Origin of the sequence: Paenibacillus curdlanolyticus YK9 (assembly GCF_000179615.1) — a bacterium.
GTDB lineage: Bacteria > Bacillota > Bacilli > Paenibacillales > Paenibacillaceae > Paenibacillus_T > Paenibacillus_T curdlanolyticus.
Map to the genome: position 1 here is coordinate 261,623 of NZ_AEDD01000012.1, position 21,269 is coordinate 282,891.

At 51.7% G+C, this 21,269-nt stretch carries 18 protein-coding genes; 3 read left to right on the top strand and 15 right to left on the bottom strand.

All coding sequences use genetic code 11. The features are described 5' to 3' along the window. Positions 1 to 619: 619 nt before the first annotated feature. Entirely contained in the window at positions 620 to 1,858 is a 1,239-nt protein-coding gene (hmpA, locus tag PAECUDRAFT_RS21095; protein WP_006040182.1) for an NO-inducible flavohemoprotein, read from the bottom strand. Positions 1,859 to 2,125: 267 nt separating this feature from the next. Between hmpA and PAECUDRAFT_RS21100 the strand changes: the two genes are divergently transcribed. Further along, positions 2,126 to 3,232: a stalk domain-containing protein gene (locus PAECUDRAFT_RS21100; protein ID WP_006040183.1), complete on the top strand. Its 1,107-nt coding sequence runs from the start codon at positions 2,126 to 2,128 to the stop codon at positions 3,230 to 3,232. 77 nt (positions 3,233 to 3,309) lie between these two features. Here PAECUDRAFT_RS21100 and PAECUDRAFT_RS21105 read toward each other — a convergent pair whose 3' ends face one another. Next, on the bottom strand, positions 3,310 to 3,687 hold the full coding sequence (locus tag PAECUDRAFT_RS21105; RefSeq protein WP_006040184.1) for a helix-turn-helix domain-containing protein: 378 nt from the start codon (positions 3,685 to 3,687) through the stop codon (positions 3,310 to 3,312). Positions 3,688 to 3,863: 176 nt separating this feature from the next. Here PAECUDRAFT_RS21105 and PAECUDRAFT_RS24970 point away from each other — a divergent pair, with 176 nt between their 5' ends. Beyond that, the gene (locus PAECUDRAFT_RS24970; RefSeq protein WP_006040185.1) at positions 3,864 to 4,151 is read left to right on the top strand and encodes a helix-turn-helix transcriptional regulator; all 288 of its coding nucleotides are present in this window, start codon (positions 3,864 to 3,866) and stop codon (positions 4,149 to 4,151) included. Positions 4,152 to 4,288: 137 nt separating this feature from the next. Next, positions 4,289 to 5,062, top strand: coding sequence for a class I SAM-dependent methyltransferase (locus PAECUDRAFT_RS21115; protein WP_006040186.1), 774 nt, complete (start codon positions 4,289 to 4,291; stop codon positions 5,060 to 5,062). Between the two features lie 576 nt (positions 5,063 to 5,638). Here PAECUDRAFT_RS21115 and cyoD read toward each other — a convergent pair. The 13 genes from cyoD to PAECUDRAFT_RS26485 form a co-directional block, all read right to left on the bottom strand. Beyond that, positions 5,639 to 5,968 carry a cytochrome o ubiquinol oxidase subunit IV gene (gene cyoD / locus PAECUDRAFT_RS21120; protein ID WP_006040187.1) on the bottom strand — a complete coding sequence of 110 codons (330 nt, stop codon included), beginning with the start codon at positions 5,966 to 5,968 and terminating at the stop codon, positions 5,639 to 5,641. Between the two features lies 1 nt (position 5,969). After that, entirely contained in the window at positions 5,970 to 6,590 is a 621-nt protein-coding gene (gene cyoC / locus PAECUDRAFT_RS21125; protein WP_006040188.1) for a cytochrome o ubiquinol oxidase subunit III, read from the bottom strand. Beyond that, positions 6,590 to 8,563 (bottom strand): cbb3-type cytochrome c oxidase subunit I, encoded by a 1,974-nt coding sequence (locus PAECUDRAFT_RS21130; RefSeq protein ID WP_006040189.1) that lies wholly within the window; start codon positions 8,561 to 8,563, stop codon positions 6,590 to 6,592. The genes cyoC and PAECUDRAFT_RS21130 overlap by 1 nt, the downstream gene beginning before the upstream one ends. Before the next feature lie 29 nt (positions 8,564 to 8,592). Continuing rightward, a complete protein-coding gene (gene cyoA / locus PAECUDRAFT_RS21135; protein WP_006040190.1) occupies positions 8,593 to 9,480 on the bottom strand; it encodes a ubiquinol oxidase subunit II in 888 nt (295 codons plus the stop codon). A 279-nt stretch (positions 9,481 to 9,759) separates the two neighbouring features. After that, positions 9,760 to 10,035 (bottom strand): hypothetical protein, encoded by a 276-nt coding sequence (locus PAECUDRAFT_RS21140; protein ID WP_006040191.1) that lies wholly within the window; start codon positions 10,033 to 10,035, stop codon positions 9,760 to 9,762. Positions 10,036 to 10,177: 142 nt separating this feature from the next. After that, on the bottom strand, positions 10,178 to 11,584 hold the full coding sequence (gene uxaC, locus PAECUDRAFT_RS21145) for a glucuronate isomerase (RefSeq protein ID WP_006040192.1): 1,407 nt from the start codon (positions 11,582 to 11,584) through the stop codon (positions 10,178 to 10,180). Positions 11,585 to 11,717: 133 nt separating this feature from the next. Further along, the gene (locus PAECUDRAFT_RS21150; RefSeq protein WP_040713770.1) at positions 11,718 to 12,902 is read right to left on the bottom strand and encodes a response regulator transcription factor; all 1,185 of its coding nucleotides are present in this window, start codon (positions 12,900 to 12,902) and stop codon (positions 11,718 to 11,720) included. A 50-nt stretch (positions 12,903 to 12,952) separates the two neighbouring features. Then, the gene (locus PAECUDRAFT_RS21155; protein WP_006040194.1) at positions 12,953 to 14,866 is read right to left on the bottom strand and encodes a cache domain-containing sensor histidine kinase; all 1,914 of its coding nucleotides are present in this window, start codon (positions 14,864 to 14,866) and stop codon (positions 12,953 to 12,955) included. 170 nt (positions 14,867 to 15,036) lie between these two features. Then, a complete protein-coding gene (locus PAECUDRAFT_RS21160) occupies positions 15,037 to 15,918 on the bottom strand; it encodes a carbohydrate ABC transporter permease (protein ID WP_006040195.1) in 882 nt (293 codons plus the stop codon). 34 nt (positions 15,919 to 15,952) lie between these two features. After that, positions 15,953 to 16,843, bottom strand: a complete 891-nt coding sequence (locus PAECUDRAFT_RS21165; protein ID WP_006040196.1) for a carbohydrate ABC transporter permease — start codon at positions 16,841 to 16,843, stop codon at positions 15,953 to 15,955. Between the two features lie 99 nt (positions 16,844 to 16,942). Then, positions 16,943 to 18,274, bottom strand: coding sequence for an extracellular solute-binding protein (locus tag PAECUDRAFT_RS21170; RefSeq protein WP_006040197.1), 1,332 nt, complete (start codon positions 18,272 to 18,274; stop codon positions 16,943 to 16,945). 250 nt (positions 18,275 to 18,524) lie between these two features. Beyond that, positions 18,525 to 19,841 (bottom strand): deoxyguanosinetriphosphate triphosphohydrolase family protein, encoded by a 1,317-nt coding sequence (locus PAECUDRAFT_RS21175; RefSeq protein ID WP_006040198.1) that lies wholly within the window; start codon positions 19,839 to 19,841, stop codon positions 18,525 to 18,527. Positions 19,842 to 20,056: 215 nt separating this feature from the next. Continuing rightward, on the bottom strand, positions 20,057 to 21,269 hold a 1,213-nt coding region (locus PAECUDRAFT_RS26485), incomplete at its 5' end, for a YhgE/Pip family protein (protein WP_233516796.1).

A 21,269-nucleotide genomic window follows, 5' to 3' on the forward strand; every position in this document is an offset into this window, starting at 1 on the left:
ACTGCTGCGCTTAAGCAACCTGCCATTGTATTTCGTACAATGGCACAACGCAATTAGAGCTCTCACTCCAGTTACCTCGTATAATCAACCTCTGGTCGTTGCACAGACTGCAATGACTCATCCCTAACCACCGTCAAAACGCCGCTCTGCTTGCACATTTTGCAATGAGGCGCTCACGTTCGATCGTGTCCGCAAACAAAAAGAGCGTAACAGCGGCGGCACTACTTGTCGCGATGACACCACGAGCCGGGGGCAATTCGTGCCATCGCGGCGCCCGCGTTGCGGAATATCCTCGGCTCCCACCCGCTCGCTCACCCGCCCGCCGTTGCACTTTGTACAACGGTAACGCCCAACTGGTGCGCTTAAGCAATCTGCCATTGTATTTCGTACAATGACACGACGCAATTAGAGCCCTCGCTTCAGCTAACTCGTATAATCAACCTTTGGTCCTTGTACAGACTACAACGACGCATCCCTAACCACCGTCAAAACGCCGCTCTGCTTGCACATTTTGCAATGAGGCGCTCACGTTCGAACGTATCCGCAACAAAAAAGAGCGAAGCAGAGAGCGCATCTCGCCTTCGCCCCTCTCTGCTTCGCTCCCCGCTTCGCCCTATCGTTACAGCTGTCCAGCCGGACCGAAAAACTCGTACCGAATCCGCTCATCCGCCACGCCTTGCGCCCGCAGCGACTCGACAATCGATCGCATGAAGGCTACCGGCCCGCAAATGTAGAACACGCCATCGACCGGCGCCTCCGCCGCCAAGTACGCCGCGTCAATCCGGCCTTCATGATGGAACCGCTCCTCTGCCCGATCCTCTGCCGTCGGATGCTCGTATACGAAGCGCACTTTCGCTCCGCCGCCAGGCAGCCGCTTAGCTGTCTCCAGCACCTCGTCCCTCAACGCATGCACATTGCCGTTCACCGCCGCGTGCAGGAACGTAACGGTTCGCTGCGGATGCTGCCCGCTCTCCGCATCGGCAGCCGCTGCATGCAGCATGCTGACCATCGGCGTTAATCCAACGCCGCCGCTAATCAACACGACCGGACGGCTGTCTTCACGATCCATATAGAAGTCGCCCGCAGGCGCCGACAGCTCTAACACATCGCCTGCTTGCAGCCGCTCATGGAAATAGGTCGATACGATGCCCGCTTCCTTCGGACCATCGACAACGCTATCCTCGCGTTTCACCGTCAGCCTATAGTACGGCTTGCCCGGTTCACCCGACAAGCTGTATTGCCGGTTTACCGTATACGGGTAGCCTGGAATGTCCAGCTTCACCGTCACGTATTGGCCCGGCTTGAACGCCGCAATCGCTCCGCCGTCCTGCGGCACGAGGTACAGCGATGTGATAATGTCGCTCTCCGGCTGCTTGCGCTCGACGACGAAAGGCCGGAACGCCTCCCATCCTCCTTGAGCCTCCTCTGCTTCGCGATACATCTCCGCTTCTACGCCGATGAACGCATCGGCGATGACGCCATACGCTTCTCCCCATGCGCCCAAAATTTCCGGCGTTGCCGCATCGCCCAGCACCTCCGAGATCGCCGCCAGCAGATTCTCGCCGACGATCGGATAATGCTCGGCACGAATGCCCAAGCTGCGGTGCTTATGCGCAATGACGCGAACAGCTGGCAGAATCGCTCCTAAGTTATCAATATGCGCGGCGGCTGCATATACCGCGTTAGCCAGCGCCTGCTGCTGGCGGCCCTGCTTTTGATTCGCTTGGTTAAACACATTCAGCAGTTCTGGATGCTGCTGGAACAATCGTTTATAAAATTGCTGCGTGATTGCCAAGCCATGCTCAGCCAGCACGGGCACTGTCGACTTAATCGTTGCGATGGTTTGTTCAGATAACATAAATCCCGCTCCTCTACCGATTCAATTTGGAATTGCTAACCGAAGTATAACGCTATTGCCCTGCTTCCCGTTGTGATTACAATCACACCAGCCGTGAACGCCATGTGACAATACTCACAATTCGAAGTGCATCCGCATCCAGCACCACTCGTCACGCATGCCGCGTGGCATCGCCCAAGTCTTTAACTATTTTGTAACTTCTTCACCCGGTCCGTCGTCTATGATGAGGTCATAACGAAATTAGTTCTAATTCGGGAGGTTACCCTAATGAAATCCCCATTCAAAATGCTCACGCTCGCAGTTGCCGGCTCCTGCCTGCTCGCCATCTCCGCTCCTCTTGCATTGGCGCAAACCGCTGATCCCTATACGGTCAACGCTAGTACGGCTGCTGCTGCACCGACCGCTAGTACCGCTCAGTCCCAGCACATTACGGTCACGGCCAAGCTCGTGGAAGAAAAATCCGACACGTTAACAGTTAAGCTGAGCATCCCCGTCATAGCAGGCATGCTCGATACGAACTATCAAGCCGCGCTTAACGGCAACATCGAGCGACGCGCGATGGCAGATATCGATAAGCTGAAGAAGCAAGCGGCCGAGGACCAGAAATTCGCGCAGGAAAGCGGTTATGAGTTCCGTCCTTACGATCTCGAATTTTCATATGAAGTGAAATCGGATGGCAGCGCAGCAGCTGGCAGCGTGCTCTCGCTGGTCACCTACACGTATCAATATACCGGCGGCGCGCACGGCGGTACGCTAGCTACCTCCTATAACGTGAAGGCCACTCCGCAAGCGACGCGCATTACGCTGGAGCAAGCGCTTGGCAAAGGAGGGCTAGCCAAAGCAAACAATGCCGTCCGCCAGCAAATTCAAGCGAATCCGGACATGTTCTTTTACAATGAAATCGTGGATTTCCAAGGCGTATCTGCAGATCAAGCATTCTTCATCGAGAAAGGAATCGTCCATGTTGTTTTCCAACAATATGAGATTGCCCCATACGCTGCCGGAATACTCAAAATTGCAGTGACCGACAAGGCGGCAGCCGGCCCTTCGGTATCGATCACCAGCAAACAGTTCGTTCCTGGCAACGGCGGCGCGGTGCTCGTCCCTCTGCGTCAAACGGCAGCAAGCCTTGGCTACAAAGTTGCTTGGAACAGCAAAACGCGTAGCGCCGAGGTCTCACGCGACGCGCAGTGGACTTCTGTCACCCTGAATAAAAACAGCTATTCGCTCAATAAAATGGCGCCGATTAAGCTGAGTGCTGCTCCTAACCAATTCAAAGGAACGATTTATGTACCCGTTGATTTCTTCAGCACTATTCTAAAACTAAACGTGACGAAGGATTCCAAAACGGGAACCATTACCATTAAAGGGTAATCTCAAGTCGCAATGCTATTGCGCAAAACAAATAAAGGGTCGTTTCTCTCTAGCAGCCTGCTAGGAGGAACGGCCCTTTATTCGTCTTCCAATACTTTCTTCGTCTGCTCTACAATGCGCATGAACGTCTTGAACGCCTTAGGAGACAAATCCCGCTTCGCACGAAGGATGAACTGCACCTCCGGCTCGTAAAGCGCATTCTCTTCCTTGACCATGCCCGATATCGGGGCAAAGCCCGCAAGCATGAGCAGCTCGTTCAGGTCAGCGCCCTTCAAAGCCTCTGCAAGCGCAATCGTCGTTTCTCGGGATGGAGCGAATCTGCCCTTTTCCACCGAGCTAATGAACGAGTAGCTGATGCCGGATTTCTCGGCCAAATCCCGAAGCGATAAGTTGTTCGTCAGCCGCAGCAGCCGAATCGTCTGTCCAAGCTTGTTCTTATCTTTCAACTCGCCCAAATCAATCACCCACCATTATCTTACATGTTTTGTTTTACAAAACACAATCCTATCAGCAAAACATGTGCCCATTTTCGAAACAAACGTGTTGTCATTCAACACAAATTCCTGTATATTATACACATGGGCATTTATGGAACTAATGACGTTTACTACTTAAATTTGGCGGTGATTATGTGTCTACTCAAGAAGCCGCGATCGGCAATCGCATTTCTCGCATCCGCAAGCATCGTGGCATTACGCAGCAACAGTTGGCTGATGCACTCGGCATCGATCGCGCATCCCTCTCTCAGATTGAAACTTGCCGGTACTCCCCACGTGCAGAAACGATTCGCAAGCTTTCTGATTTTTTCCAGTTACCAATCGGAGACATCTTCTTCAATCCTTTATTGGAAGCGGATCGCGATCGCTTGATCGATTCCCTCAATGAATCATTGGAAAGCGTATCTTCCATGAAACGTTAGTTAAGTCAAACAAAGGGCGGACACTTACATAAGTGCCTGCCCTTTGTTTTCCCACACTCAACACAATTTCCAATATATAGTTGACACCCTCTCGATTGCCGATATATTATGCTAAGAAAATGTCGCGAGGTGGTTCGATGGATAACCGATATGCAAGTACAGCCCAATGGTATGATGCCGATAATCGGGCCGTTTTCCAAGCGGATATTCCATTCTACATCGCCAGAGCGCAGCAGCTTGGCGGTCAAGTGCTTGAGCTCGCATGCGGCACCGGCAGAATTACGATTCCGCTCGCAGAAGCAGGCATTTCAGTCACCGAGCTCGATTACTCTCCCCAAATGCTGGAGGTTCTGCAAGAGAAGCTTCAGCCAAAGCCCGATCTGGCGAAGCAGCATATCCGCATCGCGCAAGGAAATATGACCAGCTTTTCACTGTCCGAATCCTTCTCGCTCATCTTCATCCCCTTCCGCAGCTTTCAGCTGCTAGAAACCGATGAACAAGCGCTGCAATGCCTCCATGCCGTCGTCAGCCATCTTGCCGACAACGGACAATTCATTCTGAACGTGTTCAGGCCATACGGGGAGATCAGCGACGCTTGGATTCAACGGGAAGAACAGCTGGATTTTGAATCTTACCTTCCTACCCGTGAGAAAGTAACGCGGCATTCCATTAAGAAGGCATGCGACACCGACCGCCGCTTGCTGTATACAGACTTTATCTATCGCCTGCATAAGCAGGACGGCGCCGTAGAGGCGTTCCATGACAGCCTGAGGCTGCGATACTTCTACGGAGATGAGCTGCGCGCCCTTATTCAGCAAGCCGGACTAACGATTATCGAAGAATACGGCTGGTATGACGGCTCTCCTGTCGAAGCCGGTCATGAGTTTATATTTGTATGCCAAAAACAATAAAAAAGGCTCCAGCAAACGACGAATCGCTGCCAGAGCCTCTTCTTCTATACCCGATCTGCCTTCGGATTCAATTGGAACACGTGGCCTGCCTTGACAGCAGGAAGCCCTTTCGCGTACGGATTAATAATTGACACAGTTCTGCCGTTCTGTCGCCTACCACCTCCTGCATCAACGATGCGCTACAGGTTTTTCGGCACTAGAATTGCACAGTCAGCTGCGTGGAACGTCACTTTCTCGCCTTGGCTGAGGAAGTGCATCCGCCTGCTCATTGCAGTTTATACAATAGAAACAACGCGAGCGCGGGAGTAAGAGGACATCATTGCATTTCGTACAGCGGAAAAGGCGGCTTTCCATGTTTTGGGGACATCGTAGCCTTTTAGACTGCATCTCGTTGCACGAACTGCAATGGGAACCTTCGACGCAGACCATTCCTGCCTTTCCCGTTGTACAAAATGCAGCAGCATGCAGGACCACCGCATCATACGGCGCATGTTCACATATTGAACAATAAAAAACTGTCCCAAAAGTCATTGGAAACGACTTTCGGGACAGCCCCTTGCAATAAACTGATATGCCTTAACTCGCAACCGTGTTGTAAGCCATAATCCAAATCGAACCGGCTACGACGACAACGAGAATCAAGATGGCGAACAATAACGCTGCGATGTTCCACTTGGCGTTCTCGCCTTCCTTCAAGTGCATGAAGAACCACAGCTGCACCGCAAATTGAAGCACAGCGAGAATGAGAATGAGCACAATCGTGCCATTCTTGCTCATCATGTCGTTCATAACGACGACGAGCGGAATGATCGTCAGGACGATCGACATGATGAAGCCGATGACGTAAGACTTCAGCGAGCCGTGGCCGCCTTCGTGGCCTGCGCCATGATCGTGATGTTGACCCATCTTACATCACCCCCATCAAGTAAACGACCGTCAGGACGAAAATCCACACGACGTCGAGGAAGTGCCAGTACAGGCTGAGCACTTCAACTTTACGTTTGGTAACTGGCGTAATGCCGCGTTTGCGAAGCTGCAGCATAAGGCCGATCATCCATACGAGACCGATCGAAACGTGCAAGCCGTGCGTTCCGACGAGCGTGAAGAAGCCCGACAGGAAGCCGCTTGTTGCAATCGTTGCGCCCTCATGGTTGACCATGTCGACGAACTCGTATACTTCAAGGAAAATAAACGCTGCACCCAGCGCGGCGGTAACGCCGAGCCAAGTGATCAATTGATTTTTCTTGCCAGCATGCATCGCGAGTACCGCGAGCCCGCTCGTGAACGAGCTCGTCAGCAGGATGAAGGTTTCAGCGATAACGCCTGGCATTTTGAACAACTCTTCAGCTGTTGGCCCGCCTGCCGTATTGTTGCGCAATACGACGTAGACGGCGAACAAACAACCGAAGATGATAACGTCTGTCATAAGGAAAATCCAGAAACCTAGCGTCTTAAGCGATTCCTGATCATGATGGCCATGATCGTGGTGATCGCCCGCTTGATGCGCGTGCGAATTCGCATTTGCCATTAGACCGACGCTCCCTTCATTGCCGCTTCTTCCGTTCGTTTGATCTCATCGACCGGGATATAGTAATCCGTATCGTACGAGAACGATCTTGCTAGCATGCAGATTGCAACGCCGACCATCGAAGGAATGGCCATCCACAGCCAATCCCATACGAAACCAAAGCCTGCGCCGAACCAGCATACCGACATAATGAACGGAATAGCCGAGTTTTTCGGCATATGGATCGGTTCGAGCGGCGGTTTTGCCGGCAGCTTCTCGCCTTTAGCAAGCTTCTGCTTCGTTTCCCACCAATCGTCGACATCCTTCACCGTTGGTTCTGTTGCAAAGTTATACAATGGAGCTGGCGATGGAATCGACCATTCCAGCGTACGAGCATCCCAGTAATCGCCCGTCGTATCCCGTTTGTGCACCTTGATGCTGTAAGCGATCTGCCACACCTGGAAGATGAAGCCGATACCCATGATGAAGCCGCCAATGGTCGAAACCAGGTTAAGCGGTCCCCAGCCCATATCGAAGTCGTACGTGTACACCCGGCGAGTCATACCATCCAGGCCGAGGAAATATTGCGGCATGAAGCACACATAGAAGCCAATGTTCCAGAGCCAGAACGCCCATTTGCCAAGACGCTCGTCGAGCGCAAAGCCGAACATTTTCGGCCACCAGTAGTACAAGCCTGCGAAGTAGCCGAACACTACGCCGCCGATCAACACTTGGTGGAAGTGAGCGATCAGGAAGTAGCTGTTATGGAACTGGAAGTCAGCTGGCGCGACCGACAGCAACACGCCCGTCATACCGCCAACGATAAAGCATGGAATAAAAGCAATCGTCCAGAGCATTGGCGTCGTGAAGCGTATACGCCCTCTAAACATCGTGAATAGCCAGTTGAATACTTTGACCCCTGTCGGAATCGCGATAATCATCGTTGTTACGGCGAAGAAGGCATTTACGTCTGCGCCAGAGCCCATCGTGAAGAAGTGATGCGCCCAGGTGAAGAAGGACAGTACGGCGATGCCGATCATGGCGAATACCATAGAGCCGTAACCGAATAGCTTCTTGCGGGAGAACGTGGCGACAACCTCCGAGAATATGCCGAACGCCGGTACGACGACGATATATACCTCCGGATGGCCCCACATCCATATCATATTGATGTACATCATCGGGTTGCCGCCCGCATCTAAGGTGAAGAAGTGCGCGCCCAGGAACCGGTCCAGGAATAGCAGCGCCATCGTTACCGTCAGAATCGGGAAGGCGAACAGGATCATGAGACAGCTGGACAATACCGACCATGTGAACATCGGCATTTTCATCAGCTTCATGCCTGGCGCGCGCATTTTGAGAATGGTGACGACAAAGTTGATGCCTGTTGCAAGGGAACCGATACCCGAGATCTGAATCCCCCAAATGTAGAAGTTTTGGCCGACGCCCGGACTATGTGAAAGCTCCGATAAAGGCGGGTATGCGAGCCAGCCTGCATCCGGCGAACCGCCGATAACGAACGATACGTTAAACAGCATTGCACCGAAGAAAAACAGCCAGAAGCTTAACGAGTTCAAGAATGGATAAGCGACGTCGCGCGCGCCAATCTGGAGCGGTACGACGATATTGAACAAACCGAACATAAACGGCATGGCCATGAACAAAATCATGATGACGCCATGGGTCGTAAATATCGCATTATAGTGCTCTGCGTGCAGGAATTCCGTATTCGGCATTGCGAGCTGAAGCCTCATGAGCAAGGCGTCGACACCGCCGCGGAACAGCATCATAATCGATGCAATGATATACATGATGCCGATCTTTTTATGATCGACCGAGGTGAGCCATTCGCGCCAGAGCCATCCCCACTTTTTGAAAACGGTGAGGACGAATACGATCGCGATCATGGCGAGCGCTATGCTGACCTGCGCACCGAGAATCATTGGGTCTCCGGTTACGAAGAAATCCGAGAAACTGTGTAAGTTCCCCCACATAGTTGCCGCCTCCTTTCATTCAGTCCGTATTATTTGGATTCTTCACTGCCGCCGTGGTGATGTCCCTTGCCGACGACATATTTGTTAACGATTTTCTCATGCAGTCCCTCTGGGAACGAGGAGAAGTATTGACGATCCGACGAAGATGGCTCAGCCAGCTTCTCATAGCCTTCGAGCGTCAGCTCGCTGCCTTTGCTCTTCACTTCATTGACCCATTGGTCAAAGTCGGCATCGCTTGTCGCCTTCACTTCAAATCGCATGTCTGCGAATTGCGGGCCGCTGAAGTTAGCGCCGGAACCAAAGTATACGCCCGGCTCATCGGCTTGCAGGTTAAGCGTCATGTCCATGCCGGACATGGTGTACATTTGACCGCCCAGCTGTGGAATCCAGAACGAGTTCATCGGCGCGTCCGACGTCAATTGGAATCGAATCGGACGATCCTCAGGTATTTCAATGTAGTTAACCGTAGCAATGCCTTGCTCCGGATAAGTGAACAGCCATTTCCAGTCGAGCGATGTTGCTTGAATCACCAATGGCTCTTTGTCCGACTTGAGCGGCTTGGATGGCTCCAACGCATAAGTATATTTGACCGTCACAACAGCGAGCGCGCCGATAATGATGATCGGAATCGCCCACCATATTACCTCGGCCTTCGTGTTATGCGACCAGACCGGCATGTAAGCCGCTTTATTGTTTGGCTTATCACGATAACGCCATACGATCCACGCGGTCAGAATGAGCACCGGCACGAGCACGATCAGGCACAATACCGTCGATATGACGATCAAATCCCGTTGATCAGCGCCTACCGGCCCTTTTGGATCCAGCACCATCATCGACGTGTCGCATCCCGATAACAGGATCATCATCATCATGAACAGCAGCGGAACCGCGTATTTGGTTAGTTTTCTCCGCATGTTAGTCTTCATCTCCTTCATCCGCCCCGAACCCGTCCTCGTTCGGAGGACTTTTCCGAGTCGTTCGTATCCGTATCCATACGATAGCAGATAACGTTGCGTTTTAAACCTATGTTTGCAAATACGTCAATTATTATTCTCCAATCTGTAAAACAAAGTTCACGAGATTGACGATTGTTTACTATTTGCAAACAAAAAACCCCTCATGCGAGGGGTTAAAAGGAAAACCGCTAAGGTTATGAAACCGTTGGCTTGGTCAAATTATGACGAAATCGCCCGTTAACGGTCGATCTGGTCGTTAGCGTTCTGCTCCCGACGCTCGTTCACAAGATGAATCGCTGTGCGAATAACATAAATGTTGACGCTACCTACCAGGAATCCAATGCCGATCATCAATCCCCAGTTCTGGTCATTGAACGGCTGCAGGTACATCAAGCAAAGAACAACGCCTACGGTCAGTGCGGCCCAAGCGGCGACTGTCATCAGCCATACAAGTGGGCGGAACCCGCGTTCCGTTGCCTTATGGCTTGAGATCGATGCATTCTTCGTCGTCATGGTGAACACGCTCCTAATCCGAATGAAAGTGCTTACTTACTCGTAGTATACCACATAATCGGAAAAAGTGTTCATATTTTGTTCAATATTTGATCAAAGTTCAGACAAAGTTTTTGGAGCGGTTTCCAGTTCAATGCGATCATTACTCAAAATTAAAGTATTGTACGGCATTTTCGTAACAAATCCCCCGAATAATACGGCCAAGCAGCTCATCGTCATCCGGCGCTTCACCGTTTTCAACCCACTCGCCGAGCAGATCACATAGTATACGCCGGAAATATTCATGGCGTGTGTACGATAGGAAGCTGCGCGAATCGGTCAGCATGCCAACGAAGCGGCTAAGCAATCCTAGGTTGGCCAGCGTCTTCATCTGCTCGTTCATGCCATCCTTCGAATCGTTGAACCACCATGCGGCGCCAAGCTGGATTTTGCCCGGGATGCCGCCGCCCTGGAAGCTGCCCATAATCGTGCCGATCGGATAATAATCGCTCGGATTGAGTGAATACAAAATCGTGCGCGGCAGCTTGTCGTCTGCAGCTAGACCGCCCAGCAGATGCACGAGCCCATAAGCGACGGAGCTGTCGTTAATGGAGTCGAAGCCCGTGTCCGGCCCTAGCTGGCGGAACGAGCGTGGATTATTGTTGCGCGCGGCGTTAATATGCAGCTGCATCGCCCAGCCATGCTCGGCATACCGCCGACCGATGTGCAGCAGCGTAAACGTTTTGTAGCGAGCCTCGGCTTCCTTACTTACCTGCTTCCCGCGCAGTGCAGCAGCGAAAGCCGCTGACGCTTCCTCCAGCGTGGAGTCGGCATACATCATCACATCAATCGCATGGTCGGAAACGCGGCAGCCTGTTTCGTGGAAAAAGGCGATTCGCGCATCCAATGCACCCAGCAGCTGTTCATACGACTCGATTGGACTGCCCACAACATCAGACAGCTGGCTGATCCAGCCGATGAATGAGTCGCGATTCAGCTCCAGTGCTTTGTCCGGACGGAAGGAAGGCAGCACCTTCACGTCATTAAAGTCGCCATCCTGCCGCAGCTTAATATGGTATTCCAGCGAATCAACCGGATCGTCCGTCGTACAGATTACTTTAACCTTTGATTTGCGAATCAGGTCGCGAGCGCCAAAGCCGTCGCCGCTAAGCTGTTTATTCACCTTGTGCCAAATTGCTGGCGCGTTCTTCTCATTAATAAGCTCATGAACGCCGAAGTATCGTTGAAGCTCTAAATGAGACCAGTGGTACAGCGGGTTGCCGATTGCCATCGGAACCGTGCCCGCATACGCCAGGAAACGCTCGTAATCGTCAGCCGGGCCCGTTACGAGATGCTCAGACACGCCGTTCGCCCGCATCGCACGCCACTTGTAGTGATCTCCGTTCAGCCAGGCCTCGGTCAGGTTGTTAAACCGCTTGTTTTCAAAAATTTCTTGCGGACTCAGATGGCAATGATAATCGATGATGGGCAACGCCTTGGCATGCTGCTCGTAAAGCCGAACTGATGTCTCCGTACAGAGCAAAAACTGCTCGTTCAAGAAAGGCTTCATTATATATGCCGTCCCTTCTAAATCATTAATTGATGCTAGTGTACCTTATTCACTGATAAATAACAACGTTGTTATTTAGTTATAATCAAAAGCCTCTGCTTCGCCATCGCGTTGCTGAGGCTTTTGCGGGAAACTATTGAATCGGCTCCCCCTGAACGATTTCTTGCTGCCGAAACTCGGTTGGCGTCACATTAAACCGCTTGCGGAACAGCTGGGAAAAATGGCGCATGTCCTGATAGCCGATTCGTTCTGCTACCTCGGCCAGCTTCAGGCTCGGATTGTGCAGCAGCCGCTTGGCCTGCTCCATCCGCAGCTGAATGACGAAATCCTTATAGCCCTGACCCGTTTTCTGCTTGAACAGTTGGCTGAAGTAGACCGGATTAAGAAAGACGACTGATGCCACCTTCTCCAGCGATAAGTCCTCTCGGAAATGGGACTTGATATATTGGATAGCTGTCTCAATCGCTCGATCACTGCCACGCTCATCCTGCTCGTACACTTGCGTATCGGACGCTTGGCGAAGCCGGCGAATCTCTGCTGGCACATTGCGGAAGTCGAGGATCAGTCCTGAGTGCATCACTTGGAACGGAACACGTAAATATTTGCGAAGATGCGTCTTCAGCTCTGTTAGAAGCGGCGAAAGATTATTATCGTCCGCCATTGAGACTACGCCGATTAAGCTTTGTGCGTCATAGCTGACGACAAACCCGTGACCGAACCGCTCAATAAGCTCCGACATCACATTCTCGATAATAAAATGCTCCAAGTGAACCTGGCGATCCGCATCCATCTTCACCATGATGAGATTAAAGGACGGATACTCGTCGGAGAGCGGCTTCATATCGAAGTTGCCAATGTCCAAGCCCGCTACCCAACGCTGGAACACAGCCTCTCGCAAATACTTGATGTTTGAGCCCAGCTCCCTTGCTTCGCGCGTCTGCTCCGAATCGCGGCGCAGCTCTTCGCCTACCAGCTCGATTAGCTCGATTACACGTTCCTTGCCGATCGGCTTTAATAAATAGTCACGCGCCCCTAGTCGAAGCGCTTCCTGTGCATAAGCGAACTCTGACTTGGCCGAAATAAACACCCATCGTACATGCGGATGCTGCGGCTTCGACACCTTCATGAGCTCAAGCCCCGTCATGCCAGGCATCATAATATCGCTAAGCACCAGATCGATGGATTCATTACGCAGCTGCTGCACCGCTTCATCAGGAGAAGCAGCGAGCCAGATCCGGTAGTTAGGGAAACGGTTCTGTATTGTTCGCTTTATACCGCTTCTTATGATGTTCTCATCGTCCACGATCAAAATATTCATCGCCGTCATTCATCCTTTCCTATCCTACGCGTGCTGCTGCTCCTTACCTCTTAGGCGCGCGGCGGCAGCGGAAGGGTCACTTTAATGGTCGTACCTTTGCCCAGTACGCTATTTACGGTCAGGCCGTACGATTCTCCATGCATAAGCACGAGCCGATGATGCACATTCGCAATGCCAATTCCTCTTCGTCCTTTGGACGCGACTGCCGAGGCGTTATTCGTTTCTTGCCCAAGCGCTGTTTGCAGCTGAACCAGTGCGTTATGCTCAATGCCTACGCCATTATCTGCAATCGTAATATATAATCGCTGACCATCAACCTCTGTATGAAGCGTCAGCTTTCCAGGCCGCAGCGCTGGTTCCAGACCATGCTTCACCGCATTCTCGATGATTGGCTGAAGCGTCATCTTCGGCATTGGCACATCGAGCCACTCGTTGCCCACTTCAATCTCTGCCGTCAACCGATCCTCCAGCCGAGCTTCAATGATCGTGAGATAATGCCGAATTTGCTCTAATTCTTCCCCGAGCGTCGTAGGCAAATCCTCGTTCCAATGGCTGCTGTACTGGAACATATGGGACAACGAAAGCACAATACTGCCTAATCGGTTGTTCTCCTGCTCGTCCAGCATCCAATAAATCATATCGAGCGTGTTATATAAGAAGTGCGGATTCACTTGCGATTGAAGCGCCTGCAGCTGGGCTTGCTTCTCGCGCGCCGAGGTTTCTTTTTCCCGGTTGATCAAGTCGTCCATACGATGCACCATTTGGTTAAAGGACGCAACAAGAATGTCAATTTCCTCATAAGAGGACTTTGCCTTCACCGAGCCTCGGAAGTTGCCGACCTCTACTTGCCGCATTTCCTGAACAAGCCGCTTCACGGGCGATGTAATGGTGCGCGAGATGAAGGTTGCTATCGCAATCGAGACAATGACAAGCACCGACACGACGATCACAAAATAATGTTTGGTCTGATCGAGCTCGACGTTCAAATCCTTATTCGGCGTCCGGCTAACGAAAGTCCAATCAACCTCGGTCGCTTTGGAAGCGACGACAAGATCCTGCTTGCGATTCTCAAAAGCAACTTCCCCGGCATTAATATTATTATGCATCGTCGCAAGCAGTTCAATTGCTTCGCTTGCCGTCGTATAATTATCCGTCTCCGCGCCTGTGCCTGAATCGGCAGCACGCGCTATCGCGGCTTCCGAGGAATTCGGCGTCCGCGTCCCGATCTCCGCATGGATGCTCCATGGCACCTCTGCCGCCGTTTCAAGATTATCAGAAGCTAGCAGTCGACCATCCTCGGATAAAATGTAGGTTTCGCTGTTCGGCCCAAGCCGCATATTCGTTAATGCAGAAACAACCGGTTGAACGTTCATTTGAAACAGCAGTACGCCAATCGGTTTGTGCTCGGTCAGATCATACAGCTGGCGCCCGAATGCGAAAACAGGCTGATTCACCGTTTGATCGGTCAACGAATGCTTAAACACGCCAAGCCAAACCATATCGCCATCCGATTTCTTAATGCGATTATACCAGTCTCTATAGCTAAAATAAGGGTCCACCGTATTCATGTAATTCCCGTAACTATAGACGGCGCCCGATGGGGAGAACACGTGAATCGATACGATATCCTCTCGAGAATAAAATAAAGTGCCTAGTATGTTGGTTATTGCCCGCTCGTTGATGAAAGCCAATGCGGGATTGTCTTCATGTGTCTCCGGCAGCTTCCGCAGCAGATCGGAGTTGCCGATTAGCGACTTGGAAAGGCTGTTATAGCTGTCTAGCAGCAGATCATACACCTGCATCGTCTGCCGCACATTCTTCTCGGCAATCTCCGTTACCTTATCGTGATACTGGTCGGTAGCGCGCTGATAATATAAGTAGCTGACAACGGAAAGCAAGCTCACCATGCTGACCAGCAGTAAAATAAACAGTCTTGTGCGTATGGAACGAAAACCGCGGATCATGACATTTCCCCCGTGAATTAGTTAACATTGCTTTCATCATATCACAGAACAGAAAAATAATAGGCGCTTATGCGCCCTGCCGAACAGCAGGAAACCTCCGGACGCAGCAAAAGCTGCGACCCGGAGGCTTGAATTACGATTCGATTGGGGAATCAAATTGCGAATAAAGATTAACCTTTTACTGCGCCTGCAACCATGCCGCTCGTAATTCTCTCGGAGAGAATGAAGTACATGATGATAACAGGCAATGCGCCCAGTACGAGATAAGCGCCAATTGCGCCATAGTTCGCCGAGTACTGGCTAACGAAGCTGTTTACACCGAACGGCAACGTTTTGAGCTTCTCGGAAGAGATGAACGTCGCAGCAAGGATGTACTCGTTCCAGATCGTAATGAACGTCAGAATGCATACGGTCATGATCGGAGGAACCGTGATTGGCAAGATGATGCTGCGGAATGTCTTATAAACCGAAGCGCCATCCATATGTGCCGATTCTTCAATTTCATGCGGAATCGTCCGCATAAAGCCAGTCAGAATGAATACGGCAATTGGCGTTTGATAAGCCACATAAGGCAAGATAAGCGCCCAACGCGTATTCAGAATATGAATGTTTTTGAAGATGATCATCAGCGGCAGCAATGTCGATTGAAGCGGCAGCGTCAGGCCTGCGAGGAAGATCAGCAGCACCGCATTGCCCCACTTCCATTTGAATCGAGTGATCGCATAAGCGACCATGCTGCTAAGTACGATAACCGAAACCATCGTTACGACAGTGACGATAACCGAGTTTTTCAGGTAGTCCCAGTAATGCGCTTCGACTGCAGACTTATAGTTGCCCCATTGTAGCGTGTGAGGCAGCGAGAAAAATTTCCCGGACAATATTTCCTCATTGTTTTTCAAGGAATATATGACGAGCCACAATAGTGGGTACAGTTGCGTCACGAGCAGGATGCCAAATAGTGCGAAGGCAATCGCTTTGCCGACCGTTACGCGCCGTTTGCGCGTACCAGCGGATGCTGGGCTAGCCGCAGCCGATTTGAGCACTTCAGCCATAATACATAACTCCTTTCACGAGCGGTTCTTGGCGTTAGCTAACCTTTTTTTCAATTCCGCGGAACAGAAGGTTAATGACAACAGTAGCAATTAAGCATACGAGAACAAGCACTGTTGCAATTGCGCTGCCGTAACCGTATCTCATCGACAGGAAGGACATGTTGTACATATGAGTTGCGATTACGTCCGTCGCATGCGCTGGACCGCCGCCCGTCATGACCATGATCATATCGAAGGACTGAAGGGAACCGATGAAAGAAAGGATAATCGATATTTTGAATATCGGGACCACCAATGGGAACGTAATGTAACGGTCTGCTTTGAAACCGTCCGCTCCATCAATCTTGGCTGCCTCGTAAATTTCAGACGGAATGTTTTGAATACCTGTAAATTGAATGAGCAAGTGATAACCCAGGTATTGCCACAAAGCAACGAAGTAAAGAGCATACATCGCGAAATCCGGATCAGAGAGCCAATTGTGCGTCCAGCTGTGCAAGCCGAGCGAATCTAACGTTTGGTTGATCATACCGCCGAGTGAAGCCGGGTTGTAAATCGTTTTCCAAAGCTGACCAATGATGACGACAGATAAAATAACAGGTACGAAATAGCTCGAAACCAAGAAATTCGGCTTCTTAATAAAGCGGTTGAGCAGGATAGCCAATCCTAAGCAGAATGGAATCTCAAGCATGGAGAATACCGAGAACAACAGCGTATGGCGTATTGCTGGCCAGAACACTTTGTCTTTAGTAAACAGTTCTACGAAATTGTCCATACCGACAAATTTCTTTGCTCCGATTCCGTTCCAGTCCAACGTACCGTTATACAAGTTAACGGCTATCGGGATAAATACAAGACTCACGTAAATCAGTAAGCATGGGAGCACGAATACGGCGATTGTCCGTGCGGGCACCTTGAGCGCATTCATGGGGTTCGCCTCCTTGAATCAAGTGTTGCGCATAGAAGAAAGGGAACGACTAGCGCTCCCTTTCGCAAGCGTCTATGCGAGTGCGGATTACTCCGTCACTTATTTGTTGCTTTCAAACGCCGTTTGGTGTTCTTTAGCTACTGCTTTAGGATCAACTTGTTGTACGAACAGGTTTTGGATGCTCGTCAAGTGAACCTGGGACGTACTAGGGTTCATCGTGTTATCGAACGACAGGTCGCCGCCTTTAACGTTGCCTTTGAGTGCTGCTACTTCCATTTGCAGATCCGAGTATCCAGCCGCTTTGAAGTCGCCGTCAACTTTTTGTGCAACCGTAACTGCATTTTTCATGTCGAACGATACTTTAGGGTACTGCTGCATGAAGTAATGCAGGAAGTCTTTCGTTTCTTGCAGGTGTTTGCTGTTAGCCGAGATTGCGAATGCGGAACCTGGTGCAAGCATGTACTCGTTAGGGTCGCCTTTGCCATCAACAGTTGGGAATTGGAACACGCCTACGTCAGGACCAACCGAGGATGCGTCGATTGCGCCCGTTGCCCACGTACCCATGAAGTACATTGCCGATTTGCCGGTTTTGAACAAGTTCTCGCCAGCGTTGTAGTCCATCGACGTTGCGCCATCTTGGAATGCGCCTGCTTGAACCAGTTTCTCGAAGTTCGCTACAGCGGATTCGAATGCTGGGTCGTTGAACGTTTTCTTGCCGTCAACTACGTCTTTCAGGAAGCCTGGGCCGCCGTTCGTACGGAGCAGCGTGTTCATGAACAAGAACGAGCCTGTCCACGTATCTTTTTCACCGATAACGAGTGGCGTGATGCCTTTGTCTTTGAGCAGTTTAACGTCTGCAAGCAGCTCGTCGAACGTTGTAGGCACTTTAGCGCCAGCTTGCTCGAACAGTTTTTTGTTATAGAACACTACCGCTACGTTGTTGCCGTCTGGCAATGCGTAAGTGTTGTTGTCGAAGCTGTAGAAGTCGAGGATGCCTTCTTGGAACGTACCTTTGAGGTCGTCTTTTTCCAGCATGTCGTTCAATGGCGCCAACAGGCCAGCGTCAACGAAAGGCTTCATTTGAGCTGCCGGGTTCACGATCGTGATGTCCGGAACTTCTTTGGAAGCGGCTTGCGTTTTGAGCTTCAGCTTTTGTTGGTCCGTGTTCAGCGAGTCGAGCTCGATTTTCACGTTCGGATGATCCTTCGTGTACTGATCCACGATTTGTTTCATGATTTTGTACGAAGGCGTTTCTGGGTCTGGGTAGATATTCTGGAACGTGATCGTTACGTTCTCAGCTTTAGGCGTCGTTTCCGTACCCGTCTCCGTACCTTTGTTTTCGTCTTCTTTCGAGCTGCTTCCGCAAGCTGCGAGGCTCAGCGTCAGGGCGCCGGCTAGTGCAAGGTTCATCCATTTCAAGCTTTTACGCATTTGTTGATTCCCCCTTGTTTGGTGTGTCTTTATTATGCCTTTTAGCCCTAATGGCATACAATGTGCGAACTTAAGGACATAGGTTTGTGTTTTCAAGGTGGTGAAATCTAGATTTTACATACGAAATGGCACACTTGATGCAAAATAAAGCCGAATCACGCGAACAGAAAAAGAGCGCCAAAGGTCCCGCTCAGTCAGCTGAATCTGACCGTGGAACCATTGACGCTCTAAGGGTTGCGGGCTTTTGGAACTAATCCATTTCATAGATGGAGCCCGTCTTGCTAGCATATAATTCATTGTACACTTTGGAAGCGTAAGCATCCGTCATCCCGGAGATGTAATCAGCAATAAACCTTGGCCAGGACCAATGTGCCGCATGCCGCTCGAAGCTTTCGATCCAATCGGGAGGCAATATTAATCGCCCGCGATCTGGATCTTGGAAGCTGTCCCATAATCGGCGAATCATAATTTCGCTGCGCATTTGGAGCCTTTGTACACGAAAATCTTTAATTAACGTCACCCATGCCAGCTTTTTCAAAATTTCCATCGTTCGCAGCAATTCAAGATCCTCCGCTCCGTCGCGCACGAACGTCACCCGCTTCCAGCCTTTCGCAGCATCATCAATAATGCCGACTCTCCCGGCGAATGTGCTGACCCATCTTGCCTTCATCTCTCGTCTGGTTCGGGAGGATTCGCGCTCGCATTGCAGATAGAGCTCCTCCCATTGCTCAAGGTAATCATCCATCGCTTTGCGGCACATCGCGCGCATGTCGACCTCATGCCAACGCAGCTCGCTGTTGCCCTGATCTACCGTAATTTCGTGCATCAGATGGTCGATCAGCCGCTCATCCTCGAAAAACGTCCGATTCATTTGAATTTTACCCGCGCGTATCCCGTCTTCGATATCATGGGTGGAATACGCAATGTCATCGCATAAATCCATCAGTTGGGCCTCGAGCGTCGAGCAGCCTACAGGCATTTCCCAAAGCTCGCGGATATAGCTGATGCGCGCCCATTCTTCGCTATATACACCCTTCAGCCGTCCCGTATCATCAATGCAGTACGGGTACTTATTAACGCCGAGCAGCACCGATGCTGTCAGATCAAGACCGCTTCCGCTGCCTGCGCGCTTTTCAAGAAACATCAGAATGCGGAAGTTTTGCGCGTTTCCTTCATATTTCATCCCATACGACTCGGAGAGCAGCTGATGCAGCACTTCTTCCCCTTTATGTCCGAACGGAGGATGGCCAAAATCATGGGCCAGCGCCGCGCACTCCACCACCGTCGGCTCCAGCAATAGCCCCGGATGCTCGCGACGGTCCAGAAACGGGTACTGCTTGCCGAGCCGCCTCGAAACCTCCCGTGCGATCTGGGACACTTCCAATGAGTGAGTCAATCGGGTCCTGTAATAATCGCCCGAGCCAGCGCCGAACACTTGCGATTTGCCCTGCAGCCGGCGAAATGCCGGGGATTGAATTAATCTCGCATAGTCTCTCTCAAATTCTTCTCGTTCCTCGCTGAATGTACCGATTGCCGGCTCATCCAACCGCAGCTTCCGCAAGTCCATGCGTTTCGCCTCCCGCCTCTGCCACCCCAGTGTGGTCTCATCTTGTTTCATCTACTCTATGTTATTAATGTTCACATTGTCAAAGGTGCGGAGGAGGCGATTTCCGAACATCGCGAAGGGCATTCCTCCATATAAAATGAACGCGGGGAGACTGTGCAAATACAAGCGACTGTTCGACGCAAGCAATAGCCGAATCAAGATGCCCTTTAATGAAGCTAATGGAGCAGGCCTCCCCGCTTCGCGCGCTCTAGCATCCCCTTCGCGAGCCGATTGACAGGCGATTTGAGCACCAGTCCAATGACAAGGAACAGCGCTACGAAGATGACGAGCCGCTGCATGTCCCGATACACGACATCCCATATCACGCCGCCCACGGCTTCGCGCATCATGCTGATCGCGTAAGTGAACGGAAGATAGGGATGAATGTGGCGGAAGAACGGCGGAGCGACTTGAATCGGAAACGTTCCGCCGGAGCCCCCCAGCTGCAGCACCAGCAAGATAATCGCCATCGCTTTGCCGACGTTGCCGAATACCGACACAAGCGTATAAACCATTAACATAAACACCGTTACAATGAACAAGCCAAACAAAATGAACATCAGGTGATCCGCCGCGTAAGTGCCGAGCAGATAGAGGTCGCCAATCGTAATGAGCGCAGACTGAACGAGCGCAATCGTAAGGAAGGTTAGAAACCGTCCGAGAAACACGATGCTGTCCTCGTGCCATCTAGCTGCCCGCACCTGCCTTGGGCGCGGACGGGACGGCGTTGGTTCCGCAGATAAGCTGGAGACGGACGAAGACGGATTACGAGCTGATTCAGCGTGTTCGCTGCCTCCGTGCCCGCCTGCATCGTGCGCCTCTACGGAAAGCAGCGATACGAGCAGCGTCGCTCCCACCCATAGCGACAATGTCGAGAAGAAGGGTGACATCGCCGAGCCATAATTCGGAATCGGGAAAAGCTTATGCTCCTGCAAAATGACAGGCTCGGCAAAAAAAGCGCTCTCCTTCGCGTAATCATTGCGCAGCAGATCGATAATCGTCTGAATATCCGCCTTCTTCTCCAGCTCGCGAATATCATGATTCACCTGAAGCAGCTTCGCCTTCGCGCTCGGGAATGCGCGCTTGATGGCGGCGGCTTCCTTCGCGCCGGCGTCCAGCGCCTTCGCCGCTCGGCTGAGCGCATCGCCGACGGCAGGCAGCTCCGCTGCCGCCTTGGCGAGCAGCTGCTGCGCGCTCGCCGCCGTGCGCGCGGCCTCGCCGAGCGCCTCACGCACGGCTGGCGCGATGTCCGACGCATAGCGGTCGGACAGCTGAGCCAGCGCATCGGCCGCGAGGCGCGAGCGCTCGCGCAGCTTCGCGAGCGCCGCCGCCGGCAGCGGCTTGCCCGCGGCGGCGGCCGCTTCGAGCTGCGCGGCCAGCGCTGGCAGC

Coding starts and splice junctions, on each gene's coding strand:
- hmpA (WP_006040182.1), bottom strand. CDS start 1,858: ATGTTATCTGAACAAACCATCGCAACGATTAAGTCGACAGTGCCCGTG.
- PAECUDRAFT_RS21100 (WP_006040183.1), top strand. CDS start 2,126: ATGAAATCCCCATTCAAAATGCTCACGCTCGCAGTTGCCGGCTCCTGC.
- PAECUDRAFT_RS21115 (WP_006040186.1), top strand. CDS start 4,289: ATGGATAACCGATATGCAAGTACAGCCCAATGGTATGATGCCGATAAT.
- cyoD (WP_006040187.1), bottom strand. CDS start 5,968: ATGGGTCAACATCACGATCATGGCGCAGGCCACGAAGGCGGCCACGGC.
- cyoC (WP_006040188.1), bottom strand. CDS start 6,590: ATGGCAAATGCGAATTCGCACGCGCATCAAGCGGGCGATCACCACGAT.
- PAECUDRAFT_RS21130 (WP_006040189.1), bottom strand. CDS start 8,563: ATGTGGGGGAACTTACACAGTTTCTCGGATTTCTTCGTAACCGGAGAC.
- cyoA (WP_006040190.1), bottom strand. CDS start 9,480: ATGCGGAGAAAACTAACCAAATACGCGGTTCCGCTGCTGTTCATGATG.
- PAECUDRAFT_RS21140 (WP_006040191.1), bottom strand. CDS start 10,035: ATGACGACGAAGAATGCATCGATCTCAAGCCATAAGGCAACGGAACGC.
- uxaC (WP_006040192.1), bottom strand. CDS start 11,584: ATGAAGCCTTTCTTGAACGAGCAGTTTTTGCTCTGTACGGAGACATCA.
- PAECUDRAFT_RS21150 (WP_040713770.1), bottom strand. CDS start 12,902: ATGAATATTTTGATCGTGGACGATGAGAACATCATAAGAAGCGGTATA.
- PAECUDRAFT_RS21155 (WP_006040194.1), bottom strand. CDS start 14,866: ATGATCCGCGGTTTTCGTTCCATACGCACAAGACTGTTTATTTTACTG.
- PAECUDRAFT_RS21160 (WP_006040195.1), bottom strand. CDS start 15,918: ATGGCTGAAGTGCTCAAATCGGCTGCGGCTAGCCCAGCATCCGCTGGT.
- PAECUDRAFT_RS21165 (WP_006040196.1), bottom strand. CDS start 16,843: ATGAATGCGCTCAAGGTGCCCGCACGGACAATCGCCGTATTCGTGCTC.
- PAECUDRAFT_RS21170 (WP_006040197.1), bottom strand. CDS start 18,274: ATGCGTAAAAGCTTGAAATGGATGAACCTTGCACTAGCCGGCGCCCTG.
- PAECUDRAFT_RS21175 (WP_006040198.1), bottom strand. CDS start 19,841: ATGGACTTGCGGAAGCTGCGGTTGGATGAGCCGGCAATCGGTACATTC.